Source organism: Actinoplanes missouriensis 431 (genome assembly GCF_000284295.1).
Classification (GTDB): Bacteria; Actinomycetota; Actinomycetes; order Mycobacteriales; family Micromonosporaceae; genus Actinoplanes; species Actinoplanes missouriensis.
In genome coordinates this window covers 4,520,714-4,532,366 of the sequence record NC_017093.1, presented here as the reverse complement: position 1 = coordinate 4,532,366, position 11,653 = coordinate 4,520,714, and the positions used below count along the sequence as shown (strand labels likewise).

Sequence of the window (11,653 nt, the reverse complement as noted above, 5' to 3'; positions counted from 1 at the left end):
GGATCTTCTTTCAGTGGTGACTGGTCAGGCGGCGGAAGTTGTCGGCCCGCAGGAACGCCAGGCCGGCGAGGAGGAGGGCGGTCAGTGCCCAGGCGGTGGCGCTGGCCGGTTGCAACAGCACGGGCAGCCGCGCGGTGGCGACGGTCGGCACCACCACGGCGAGCACCCAGAGGGCGCCGAGCGCGATGGCGGCACGGCGGACACCGACGAAGCCACCCAGGGCGATGGTCGCGGCGGTGAAGGCCAGGCACGGCAGGAGCGCGACGGCCAGCGAGCCTCCGGTACGGCTGCTGCCCAGCGCGAGCGCCGGAATCACCACGGCGAGCACCCCGGCGGTGCGCCGCAGCAGCATCGTCAGCCCGGCCGCCGGGGTGCCGGCGATCAGCTCCCAGGCCGGGTCGGCGCGGCGGCTCCAGGCGATCGCGACGCCGGGCAGCGGCGCCACCGGGGCCAGGAGTGTGACCAGCGACGGCAGACTCGGCTGCAGCACCTGCAGGGTCACCGCACAGGCCAGCACGGCGACGGTCATGATCAGCCAGGGCGCCAGGCTCCACACCATCCAGCGGCGGCGGATCGTCCGTACCGGGGTGGGCGCCGGACCGGCGGCGATGCCGGCGTCGAGGCCGGCGGCGATCCGGTCGAGCAGGGCCCGGGAGTCGTCGGGGGTGCTGCCGGCGAGCACCGCTCGGCAGTCCGCGCACTCCTCCAGATGCACCTCCAGGGACCACATGGTGACCTCGTCGAGGTCCGTGTCGCGGTCGGCGTAGCGGGCGATCACCGCCCGGCTCGGATGCGTGGTCACGACAGTGCCTCCCGCAGAGCGATGCGAGCCCTGCGGGCCCGCGATTTGACAGTGCTTTCGGGTACGCCCAGCAGCAGTGACGTCTCCCGGACGGAGAAGCCGTCGAGGACCATCGCCCGGAGCACCTCCCGTGCCTCGGACGGGAGCTCCAGCAGCGCCTGCTCCAGCTCGTGTGCGACCCGGCCGGCCATCACCTCGTCCTCGGCGGCCGGGGCGATCGCGTCGGACATCTGCACCGCGGGCACCTGGTTGTGCCGGGCCCGCCGCCGGAACGCGTCGACCAGGCGGTGCGCGGCGATCGTCCAGAGCCAGCCGGCGGCGCTGCCCGACGTGGCCGCCCCGGCGAAGCTGCCGGCGGCCCGCCAGACGGCGAGGTAGGTCTCCTGCATCACGTCGGCGACCACGTCGTCGTCGGCGCAGCGCCGCCGCAGCCGGGTGAGCAGCCACGGCGAGGTGCGCCGGTACAGCTCGTCGAACGCGCGCCGGTCCCCGGCGGCGGTGCGGCGGACCAGCTCGTCCTCGTCGGCCGCACTCAGGTTTCGTTTCACATCCGGCAAGACGACGCGCCGATCATCATGGGTTCACCAGATCGTGTGACCTGGGTCACTTCTGCCTCCGGTAAATCGGTGGCGGGGGCATCGCGCCGGTGCCAGGGTGAACAACGCCCAGTCACTGACGACGAGGAGAGTGCCATGCGAGCAGCTTCCACGCTTCGGACCCCTGACCGTCCTACCGTGGAGTTCTGCCTTGGCATTGTTGAATCTCGGAATCGTCGCCCATGTTGACGCCGGCAAGACCAGCCTGACCGAGCGCCTGCTCTTCGAAGCGGGCGCGGTCCGGAGTCCGGGGAGCGTCGACGACGGCACCACCCGCACCGACTCGATGGACCTCGAGCGCCGGCGCGGCATCACCATCCGCGCCGCCGTCACCTCGATCGACCTCGGCGGTCTCACCGTCAACCTCCTCGACACCCCGGGCCACCCGGATTTCATCGCCGAGGTCGAGCGGTCCCTCGCCGTGCTGGACGCCGCCGTCCTGGTGGTCTCCAGCGTCGAGGGCGTCCAGCCGCAGACCGTCGCGATCTGGCGGGCGCTGCGCCGCATCGGCGTGCCGACGCTCTTCTTCCTCAACAAGGTGGACCGCCGGGGCGCCGACGTCGGCCGCGTGGTCACCCAGCTCCGGCAGCGCCTGGCCACCCGCCCGGTCCTGCTCACCACGGTCACCGATCAAGGGCAGACCCATGCCCGGGTACGGCCGATCGCACTCGACAGCGAGCCGGTCGTGGAAGCCGTCGCGGAGGCCGACGACACGGTCGCCGGCCGGTGGCTGTCCGGCGAGCCGGTGCCCGCGCGTGACGTCCGGCGGGTGATCCGGCGGTCGGTCCGCCGCGCCGAGCTGAGCCCGGTCACGTGCGGCTCGGCGATCACCGGCGCCGGGGTGCCGCAGCTGCGCCGGATCCTGGCCGAGCTGCTGCCGCGCTGCGACGAGCGGGACGGGCCGCTCGCCGGCACGGTCTTCGCCGTCGACCGGGACCGCCACGGCCGGCGCGCCTGGGTGCGCCTCTGGTCGGGCAGCCTGCGCGTCCGTGACCGGGTGGCGCTCGCCGGCGACCGCCCGCAGACGGTCACCCAGATCGCGGTCAGCGAGCCCGACGGCGTCCAGGTGCGCCCGTCCGCGTCGGCCGGGCAGATCGCCGCGATCCGCGGCCTGTCCGCCCGGATCGGCCAGCACGTCGGCGACCCGCCCCGGCGCAACCTCTACCGCTTCCCGCCACCGACCCGGCAGGCCCTGGTCGAGCCGGTCGAGCCCGGCCAGCGGCTGGCGCTCTTCGCCGGTCTGGCCGAACTCGCCGACGAGGACCCGCTGGTCGACCTGCGCCTCGACGAACACCAGGCGGAGGCGGTGATCCGGCTGCACGGCGAGGTCCAGAAAGAGGTGATCGCCGCGCTGCTGGAGGACCGGTACGGGGTGCGGGTGCGCTTCTCCGGCACGCTGACCGCCTGCATCGAGCGGGTCACCGGCACCGGGGCGGCCGAGGATCGGATCAAGGAGCGGGGCAACCCGTACCTGGCCGGGGTGGGTCTGCGGATCGAGGCGGCGCCGGTCGGGCACGGCATCGAGTTCCGCCCCGGCGTCGAACCCGGCCGGCTGCCACCGGCGTTCGTGGCGGCCACCGAGGAGGGTGTGCGCGCCGGGCTGCGCCAGGGCTTGTCCGGCTGGCCGGTCACCGACTGCACGGTCACCATGACGTCGTCGCAGTACTACCCCCGGCAGAGCAGACCGCACCAGAAGTTCGACAAGTCGATCTCCAGCGTGGCCGCGGATTTCCGCCACCTGGCTCCGGTCGTGGTGACCGCCGCGCTGCGCCGGGCCGGCAGCCGGGTGTGCCAGCCGGTCGAGCGGTTCGACGTGAACGTGCCGCACCACGTGTTCGACGCCGTGACGGCGCTGCTCGGCCGGTTCGGCGCGGTCATCTCCGACACCGTGGAGGCGGGCGGGCACCTGGAGGTGAGCGGTGTCCTGCCGTCGTCGCGGGTGCCGCAGGTCGTCGCGGTGCTGCCCGACCTCACCGGCGGCGAGGCGGTGCTGACCGCGACGTTCGACCACTACGCCCCGGTCACCGGCGAGGAGCCGCCGGTGCTGCCCCGGCGCGGCCCCGACCCCGGCGACCGGGAGGCCTGGTTCCGCGCCGTCCCCCGGTGACCGGGTGCGGTTATCGGCCGGCGAAGTCGGGTGTCTTCTTCTCGCGGAACGCGGACACCGCCGTCTGGAAGTCGGCGCTGGTCAGCAGCGCCGACTGGCCCTCCAGCTCGCGTCCCATGCTGTCCTCGAGGCCGCCGAGCGTGGCGGCGTTGACGGCCCGCTTCGTCGCGGCCAGGGCGAGCGGGGCGCTGCGGGACAGGCGGCCGGCGAGGTCGTCGACGCCGGCGGCGAGCGAGGCCGGGTCGACCACCCGGTGGATCAGCCCCCACTCGGCCGCCGTGGCCGCCGGGAGCCGGTCGCCGAGCAGGGCGAGGGACATGGCCCGGGCCCGGCCGACGCCGGCCGGGACCAGCAGGGTCGCGCCGCCGTCCGGCATCAGGCCGACCCTGACGAACGCCAGCTGGAAGTACGCGTCCGACGAGGCCAGCACCAGGTCGCAGGCGAGCGCGATCGAGCAGCCCACCCCGGCAGCCGCGCCCTGCACGGCGGCGACCACCGGCTGCGGGACCGCGCCGATGCTGCGGATCACCTGGTTCGCGGCGTGGATGGTCCCGGCCGGGGACGAGATCTCGGTGACCGTGGTGAGGTCGGCGCCGGAACTGAACGCCCGGCCCGCCCCGGCCAGGACGAGGACCCGCACCTCCGGGTCCTCGCCGGCCTCGGTGATCAGGTCGGCCAGGTCGCGCAGGACGGTCTCGGTGACCGCGTTGAGCACGTGCGGCCGGTTCAGCGTGATCCGCAGGACCGGCCCGTCCCGGCGACAGCCGATCTCCGGCGCCGCCGCGGTCATGCCGTCACCGCCGTCACCCGGCGCAGGCGGTTGTCGATGAGCTCGGCGGCCTCGGTGACGATGCGGTCGATCAGCTCGCCGCAGGTGGGCACGTCGTGGATCAGGCCCTGCACCATGCCGACGGTCCAGATGCCGGCGTCCAGGTCGCCCTCCTCGAAGACCTTGCGGCCCCGGGCGCCGGCCACCAGGGACTTGATGTCCGGGAACGTGCCGCCGCCCTGGAGGATCTCCACGACCTCGCGGCTCACCGCGTTGCCGGCCACCCGCGCGGTGTTGCGCAGCTGCCGGAAGATCAGCTGGGTGCCGCGCTCGTCGCCGTCGACGATGGCCTGCTTCACCTTGTCGTGGATCGGGGACTCGGCGGTGCACATGAACCGGCTGCCCATGTTGATCCCGTCGGCCCCGAGCGCCAGGGCCGCGACCAGCCCGCGCGCGTCGGCGAATCCGCCGGAGGCGAGGACCGGGATGGTGAGCCGCTCGGTGGCCGCCGGGATCAGGACCAGGCCCGGGATGTCGTCCTCGCCGGGATGCCCCGCGCACTCGAAACCGTCGATGCTGACCGCGTCCACGCCGACCGCCTCGGCCTTGAGAGCGTGGCGCACACTCGTACATTTGTGAATGATCTTGATGTGGTTGGCCTTGAACATCTCCATGTGGGGCTCCGGGTTAGACCCGGCGGTCTCCACGATGGTCACTCCGGAGTCCACGATCACCCGGCGGTACTCGTCGTAGGGCGGCGGCGTGATCGTCGGCAGGATCGTGAGGTTCACGCCGAACGGCTGGTCGGTGAGGCGCCGGGCGCGCTCGATCTCGGCCGCGAGGTCCGCCGGGGTGGGCTGGGTGAGCGCGGTGATCATGCCGAGGCCGCCGGCGTCGGAGACCGCGGCGGCCAGCTCGGCGCGGCCCACCCACTGCATGCCGCCCTGCACGATCGGGTGCCGGATCCCGAATGTCTCGGTGAACCGGGTGCTCAGCGCCGGGCTCATCGCGGCGCCATCCGGATCGCGCCGTCCAGCCGGATCGTCTCGCCGTTCAGCATCGGGTTGCGCACGATGCTCGACACCAGATCCGCGTACTCCTCGGGCCTGCCGAGCCGGGCCGGGTGCGGCACCTGGGCGCCGAGCGAGGCCTTCGCGTCCTCGGGCAGGCCGGCGAGCAGTGGCGTCTCGAACAGGCCGGGCGCGATCGTGACCACCCGGATCAGCGAGGAGGCAAGCTCACGGGCGATCGGCAGCGTCATGCCGACGATGCCGCCCTTGGAGGCCGAGTAGGCGGCCTGCCCGATCTGCCCCTCGAACGCGGCGACCGAGGCGGTGTTGACGATGACGCCGCGCTCGCCGTCGACCGGCTCGGCCGCCTTCAGGACGGATGCGGCCAGCCGGATCACGTTGAAGCTGCCGATCAGGTTGACCTCGATGGTGCGGCGGAACAGATCCAGCGGGAACGGGCCGTTCTTGCCGTGCACGCGGGCCGGCGTGCCGATGCCCGCGCAGTTCACCACGGCCCGCAGCCGGCCCAGCCCGGCGGCCAGGTCGATCGCGGTGGAGACGGCTTCCTCGCTCGTCACGTCGGCGGGGCTGAAGCGGACCGCGTCGCCGAGGCGCTCGGCGACGTCCTTGCCGTCGGAGGAGGGCAGGTCGACGATCACCACCTTCGCGCCCTCGGCGGCGAGCGCCCGCACGGTGGCGAGCCCGAGGCCGGAGGCGCCGCCGGTGACGAGCGCCACGTCGTGTTCGGTCAGTCTCACGTCAGATCCCCTTCGCAGTCCAGCCGGACCGCCGGCAGCGGGGTCCGCGCCTGCCGAGTCTTCACCGTGGACCCAGAAACAGTCAAGGCTGTCTGTTAATGCGGAATCCGGGCGGCTAGACGATGCGTCCGTTCAGCGCCTCGGTGAGCCGTTTCACCGCGTCGTCCGGCAGCTTGCCGTCGCTGTTCAGCGTCTGCGTCACGATGTCCTGGAAGGTGCTGCTGAACAGCGCGTAGTGCGTGGTCTCCGGGCGGGCCTTCGCGTTCTCCACGGCCTGCTTCAGCGTCGAGGCGTACGGCTGGAAGCGAATCACCGCCGGGTCGTTGTAGACGGCCGTGCGGGTGGCCGCCAGGCCGCCGTCACGGAACAGCCGGCGCTCGCTCTCCTCGCTGGTCAGGAACTGGATCAGCTTCTGCGCCGCCCGCGGGTTGTCGGTGCTGCTCGCCACCGCCAGGTTCTGCCCGCCCAGCACACTGGGGCCGGGCAGCGACCGGACGTCGAAGTCGGTCAGCGGTTTGTCGCCGGAGCGCAGCAGTCCGTACGCCACCGGCCAGTTCCGCATCAGCGCGACCTTGCCCTCCCGGAACGCCTCCCGGCTGGTGTCCTCGCGGAACGTCATCGACTTCGGGTGCACGGCCGGCGGCAGGTCGTCGACCCGGTCCATCGCCGCGGCCAGTTTCCGCAAGCCCTCCCGCGCCTGTTTACTGTCGATCACGACCAGGTCCTTCTCCTGGTCGTACACCTCGCCGCCCTCCGCCCAGATCGCCTCCAGCGCGCTCACGGTGAGCCCTTCGTACGCGTCGAGCGGGGTGACGAACCCGGCCTCCATGCCCGGCATCGCGTTCCGCAGCGCCCGCACGTCGTTCGGCCCCGGCGGCAGCGCGGCCGGCAACGCGCTGCCGGGCACGCTCCTGCGGTAGTAGAGCAGCCCGGCGTCGGTGTTGAACGGCAGCGCCCACAGCTTGCCCTCGAACCGGCAGGTCTCCAGCGGCGGCCCGAGGAATCCGCTGGTGTCGGTCGAGGGGTCCAGCGGCAGGATGTACCCGGCCGAGGCGAACGCGGCGGTCCACGTGGTGTCCAGGTTGTAGACGTCGGCGTCCGAGACGTCCGACTGGGCGGTCGCCCGCATCTCGCTGTGCTGGGCGTCGGCGCTGCGCGACAGGCTGACCAGCCGGGCCGGGGTGTCCCGGTTCTCCGCGTTCCACTCCTCGATCAGCTTCTGCCGCTGACCGCCGGTGCTCTCGTCCACCCCCGAGTAGATCACCAGCTCGGCGCGCCCCGGCTGCTGCTGCTGACGTGGCTCGTCCGGTTCCCGGAACACGTTGCGGGCGGCCACCGCGGTGACCATCACCAGCACTCCCAGCAGGAACGCGACGAACCAGGTGAACGGCCCGGACAGGAACTTTGTCACTTTCCACTCCACAACGTCTCGAAGAGCCGGGTCATCGTTTCCGGCAGCTCCTGCGCGCCGGCCGGCAGGCAGGCGCCGCGGCCGGCGCGGGCGAGCTGGTACAGCGGACCCGGATCGGCCGCGCCGCCGCCGCCGTCGTCGCAGCTGGCCTCGCCGGTCGCGATCACGTACAGCCGGACGTCGGCGCCGGCCGCCCGCTTCACCTCCGCGACGGTCCGTTCCAGACTGAGATCACCACTGGTGTTCTCGCCGTCGGTGAGCACCACCATCGCCCGGATCCGGTCGCCGCCGCCCGGCTCGGCGAGCTCGCGCATCCCGGCCACGACCGTGGTGTAGAGCGGTGTCGCGCCGGCCGGTTTCACGGTGCGCAGCGTGTCGACCACCGTGGTGCGGTGCTGCGGGGTGCCCGGTCCGATGCTCACCAGCTCCGGGGAGGTGCGGCCCTTGACCGTCGGGAACGACCAGAGGCCGAACTCGTCCCGGGCGCCGATCTGGCCGAGGGCCTCGCCCACGCCCCGCGCGGCGACGGAAAAACGGGTCGCCTTGCCCGGACCGGCGGGATCGGCCATCGAACCCGAGGTGTCCACGGCCAGCAGGACGCGTCCGGGACGCTTCGCCCGCTCGTACAGGGAAAGGGTTTTCTTGGGGTCCCGGGGGAGGCAGGCGTTGAGGGCGAGGTCGGCACACGCGGAATGCGGCTCGCCGAGGCCGGCCTCCCGCAGGTACGGATCGGCGTCCTCACCGAGCAGCCAGGCGCGGAACCGCTCGACCTCCGCGCGGTGCCGCGTGCTGGTCCAGGTGAACTGCACGAACGGGAGGTCGAGGGCGGGCGCGGAGGCGAGCACCACCGGCTCCGGCAGGTTCGACGGGGGAGTGCGCGGGGTGGTGCAGCCGGGCGTGCCGAGCGGCTTGCCCTTGAGGTAACGCTTCCACGTCCGCAGGCTGGTCAGCGCGGTCTCCGGCAGCCGGCCCTCCCGCAGGTACGCACAGAGCAGGCGGGTCTCGCTGCCCGCCGGCGGCGCCGAGTCGGCCACGATCTGCGTCCGGCGGCGGGCCACGTCGGCACCGACCATCTCGCCCTCCGCGTCGCGCAGATAGACGTCCGCCGCGAGCAGGCCCGCCGTCGAGGACTGCGGATCCGCGGCGGCGAGCGCCGGCGCGAAGCCCGGCCGGTCCAGCACCGCCGACACCAGCTTCGGCAGGGTGTTGTCGGTGGACTCCGGCACACCCGTCACCCGCGTGCCGGCCAGCACGATCGGCGACGACCCGATCGACGTGACACCGGCCAGCGGTGACGGCAGGGTGCCCTTGACCACGATCTCCTCGACCTGGCGCACGTCCAGCATGGAGTCCGGCAGCCAGATGTCCGGGCGCGGTCCGAGGTGCTCCAGCGGGCGGTCCTGTTTCGCGCCGGTCCACATCCGGGCCAGCGCGCCGCTCGCCACCGACGTGCCGGCGGCGTAGACGTAGGGGTAGACGGCCGGGCAGCCGTCGTTGCCGAGCGCGGTGGCCCGGGTGTACTCGTGGGCGAGCTCGCGGGTGGCCTGCGCGCCGTCCGGCGAGGCGAGGATCCGCAGCTCCAAGGCCTGCGGGCAGATGTCGGGGCGGGTGGCCTCGAAGACGACGCCGCTCACGGTGACGATGGCGATCACCGTGCCGCCGATCAGGATGAGCCGGGCCCGGCGCGGCAGTCTCTGCGGCAGCGAGAAACCCGCCTCGACCGCCTTGGAGATCGAGGCGAGAATGGCGAACGTCCAGAGGGTGACGGCCGCCAGCACCGTCGCGGAGACGGCCAGCACGTAGATGTTGTTCGCCCGTTCCAGAGCGAAAAGCGAAACTCCCACGATCACCATGGCGATCAGACCGGCCACGATGGTGTGCAGACGGTGACCCTTTTCGGACTCGCCCGTTTCGTCCGGCACGCGGAATGCGCCTCCACCGAGAATGCAGATGTTTCCGGGGCCACGGTGCCTCGGCCGCAGATCTCATTCTAGGGAGCCGCGCAAGTTGATCTATTTGTCGTTCATGAATGGTCAACGCGTTCGACAGGGGTCAATGTGGCAGGATCTGCGAGATGCCACCGTTGACGGCCCCCGGTATCTTGGCGCTCCTGTCCATCGAGGGAGAGCAATGTCATCGAGCATGTCCCGCCGCTCGGCGCTGGGTCTCGGCGCCGCCGCCGCGGTCGCAGGCATGAGCAGTCCCGCTGAAGCCGCGGAGAACGGCACGAGGTCGATCCGGAAGGTCTACCAGCGGGAGAAGTCCAGAGCGGGCGGCGTCTGGCACACCCACATCGCCGCCGTCGACGCCACCGGCACGCCGAAACCGATCGTCGAGGACGACGCCGACCACGTCACCCACGGCTACAGCGTGCAGAAACTCGCCGTCGCCACCGCCGTCATGGACAAGATCGACCGTGGCGGGCTGACCCTCGGCACGAAGCTCGACCTGCCCGCCGACATCATCCTCGGCGGCTCGGGCATCTACCACCTGCACCGCGTCTGGGGCGACGAGATCACGGTCGCGAACTTCCTGACCGCCATGCTTCTCGTCTCGGACAACACCGCCGTACGCATGTGTGGTCGTGTCGTCCCCGCGCTGGAGATCAACGAGATCCTCGCCGCCAAGGGGTTCGTGCACACCAGGGTGGAGCCGGTGGCGAACCCGAACCGCTTCTTCCTCGGCACGACCACGCCGCGCGAGATGCACGACCTGCTCTGGCGGCTGGCCACCAAGACCCTGCTGAAGCCGGAGTCCTGCGACTTCCTGCTGAGCATCACCCGCTGGCTGAACGGCTATCACGACGGCGTCCGCCGGGTGATGTCGTCGAAGGAGCGCGAGCGGGTCGCCACCAAGTACGGCGCCGGCTTCAACGATCTCGGCGAGTCCCGGCACGAGGCGGGCATCATGTTCAGCGCGAACGGCGTGCCGCTGCTGACCTACGCGATGTTCGCCGAGGGTCTGGGTGACCCGGAGAACTACGGCGCGACCCACCCGGCGGTGCAGGCGCACTCCAGGATCGGTCGCACGATGATGGACAACCTGCCCGCCACCACGGCCGCGCGGACCGTCGCGCCCCGTTCCCTGCCCCACCCGTTCCATCCGGTCGACGGCGGCTGAACAATGGGCGCATGCGCGCCGTCGTGATCGACACTGCCCAAACCCTTCCCCGGGTACGGGTGATGCCCGCCCCCGTCGCCCCGGCCGGCGGAGTCGTGGTGCGGGTCGCCGCGACCGGGATGTGCCGCAGCGACTGGCACGGCTGGGCGGGTCACGACGACGACATCGTGTTCCCGCACGTGCCGGGGCACGAGCTGGCCGGCGTGGTGGCCGAGGTCGGCGCGGGTGTCCGGCGCTGGTCGGCCGGCGACCGGGTGACCGTGCCGTTCGTCTGCGGCTGCGGGCGCTGCGAGTGGTGCCGGTCCGGGCAGGCCCAGGTCTGCCCGGACCAGCAGCAGCCCGGCTTCACGCACGCCGGGTCGTTCGCCGAGTTCGTGGCCCTGCACGCCGCGGACACCAACCTGGTGGCGATTCCCGATCAGGTGGGGTTCGCGGCGGCGGCCGGGCTCGGGTGCCGGTTCGCCACCGCGTACCGGGCCCTGGTGGGTCGTGCCCGGCTCGCCGAGGGGGAGTGGGTGACGGTGATCGGCGCCGGAGGCGTCGGCCTGAGCGCCGTGATGATCGCGCGAGCCCTGGGTGCGCGGGTGATCGCCGTGGACCGCAACGCCGAGGCCCTCGCCGCAGCGGCGGCCCTCGGCGCCGACCACACGCTGCGCGCCGCCGGGCGCGAGACCGGGCTCGCGCCGCGGGCCGACGGGATTCCGCAGGCCGTCCACGATCTCACCGGCGGCGGCAGTCACGTCTCCGTCGACGCGGTCGGCAGCGAGCAGACCTGCGCCGACGCCATCCTCAGCCTGCGTCGCCGGGGCCGCCACGTCCAGGTCGGCCTGCTGCCCCCGATCGACGGCCACCCCCGGGTCCCGATGGCCCGCGTGATCGGCTGGGAGCTGGACGTCCTCGGCAGCCACGGGATGGCCGCCGCCGACTATCCGGCCATGCTGCAGCTGATCGAGCGCGGCGTCCTCGCGCCCGATCGCCTGATCGAGCGCACGGTGGGACTGGAGGAGGCAGCCGCCCTGCTGCCCGGCTTCGACAGCGCGACAGTCGCCGGCATGACCATGATCGACCCGACGCGCTAAG

10 protein-coding genes are annotated in these 11,653 nt (G+C 72.5%); 3 read left to right on the top strand and 7 right to left on the bottom strand.

Going from position 1 to position 11,653, the window contains the following annotated elements; genetic code table 11:
* Positions 1 to 10: 10 nt before the first annotated feature.
* Together AMIS_RS21260 and AMIS_RS21255 are read right to left on the bottom strand one after the other, a co-directional pair.
* Positions 11 to 802, bottom strand: coding sequence for a cupin domain-containing protein (locus AMIS_RS21260; RefSeq protein WP_014444436.1), 792 nt, complete (start codon positions 800 to 802; stop codon positions 11 to 13).
* Positions 799 to 1,350 carry an RNA polymerase sigma factor gene (locus tag AMIS_RS21255; protein WP_014444435.1) on the bottom strand — a complete coding sequence of 184 codons (552 nt, stop codon included), beginning with the start codon at positions 1,348 to 1,350 and terminating at the stop codon, positions 799 to 801. Before AMIS_RS21255 ends, AMIS_RS21260 begins: the two co-directional genes overlap by 4 nt.
* Before the next feature lie 199 nt (positions 1,351 to 1,549).
* On the opposite strand from AMIS_RS21255, the gene AMIS_RS21250 reads away from it, so the two are divergent.
* Entirely contained in the window at positions 1,550 to 3,505 is a 1,956-nt protein-coding gene (locus tag AMIS_RS21250) for an elongation factor G (RefSeq protein WP_014444434.1), read from the top strand.
* A 10-nt stretch (positions 3,506 to 3,515) separates the two neighbouring features.
* On the opposite strand, the gene AMIS_RS21245 is transcribed toward AMIS_RS21250, so the two are convergent.
* The 5 genes from AMIS_RS21245 to AMIS_RS21225 form a co-directional block, all read right to left on the bottom strand.
* A complete protein-coding gene (locus AMIS_RS21245; protein ID WP_014444433.1) occupies positions 3,516 to 4,295 on the bottom strand; it encodes an enoyl-CoA hydratase-related protein in 780 nt (259 codons plus the stop codon).
* Entirely contained in the window at positions 4,292 to 5,281 is a 990-nt protein-coding gene (locus AMIS_RS21240; protein ID WP_014444432.1) for an NAD(P)H-dependent flavin oxidoreductase, read from the bottom strand. Before AMIS_RS21240 ends, AMIS_RS21245 begins: the two co-directional genes overlap by 4 nt.
* Positions 5,278 to 6,042, bottom strand: a complete 765-nt coding sequence (locus tag AMIS_RS21235; RefSeq protein WP_014444431.1) for a 3-hydroxyacyl-CoA dehydrogenase — start codon at positions 6,040 to 6,042, stop codon at positions 5,278 to 5,280. Before AMIS_RS21235 ends, AMIS_RS21240 begins: the two co-directional genes overlap by 4 nt.
* A gap of 115 nt (positions 6,043 to 6,157) precedes the next feature.
* Entirely contained in the window at positions 6,158 to 7,453 is a 1,296-nt protein-coding gene (locus AMIS_RS21230) for an extracellular solute-binding protein (RefSeq protein ID WP_014444430.1), read from the bottom strand.
* Positions 7,450 to 9,375, bottom strand: coding sequence for a vWA domain-containing protein (locus AMIS_RS21225; RefSeq protein ID WP_014444429.1), 1,926 nt, complete (start codon positions 9,373 to 9,375; stop codon positions 7,450 to 7,452). The genes AMIS_RS21230 and AMIS_RS21225 overlap by 4 nt, the downstream gene beginning before the upstream one ends.
* Before the next feature lie 208 nt (positions 9,376 to 9,583).
* Here AMIS_RS21225 and AMIS_RS21220 point away from each other — a divergent pair, with 208 nt between their 5' ends.
* Positions 9,584 to 10,573, top strand: a complete 990-nt coding sequence (locus AMIS_RS21220; protein WP_014444428.1) for a serine hydrolase — start codon at positions 9,584 to 9,586, stop codon at positions 10,571 to 10,573.
* 11 nt (positions 10,574 to 10,584) lie between these two features.
* Positions 10,585 to 11,652, top strand: coding sequence for a zinc-dependent alcohol dehydrogenase family protein (locus AMIS_RS21215; RefSeq protein WP_014444427.1), 1,068 nt, complete (start codon positions 10,585 to 10,587; stop codon positions 11,650 to 11,652).
* Position 11,653: the final 1 nt, after the last annotated feature.

Bases quoted from the DNA above. Each gene is read 5' to 3' on its own strand.
- AMIS_RS21215 (WP_014444427.1), top strand. From the start codon at position 10,585: ATGCGCGCCGTCGTGATCGACACTGCCCAAACCCTTCCCCGGGTACGG.
- AMIS_RS21220 (WP_014444428.1), top strand. From the start codon at position 9,584: ATGTCATCGAGCATGTCCCGCCGCTCGGCGCTGGGTCTCGGCGCCGCC.
- AMIS_RS21245 (WP_014444433.1), bottom strand. From the start codon at position 4,295: ATGACCGCGGCGGCGCCGGAGATCGGCTGTCGCCGGGACGGGCCGGTC.
- AMIS_RS21240 (WP_014444432.1), bottom strand. From the start codon at position 5,281: ATGAGCCCGGCGCTGAGCACCCGGTTCACCGAGACATTCGGGATCCGG.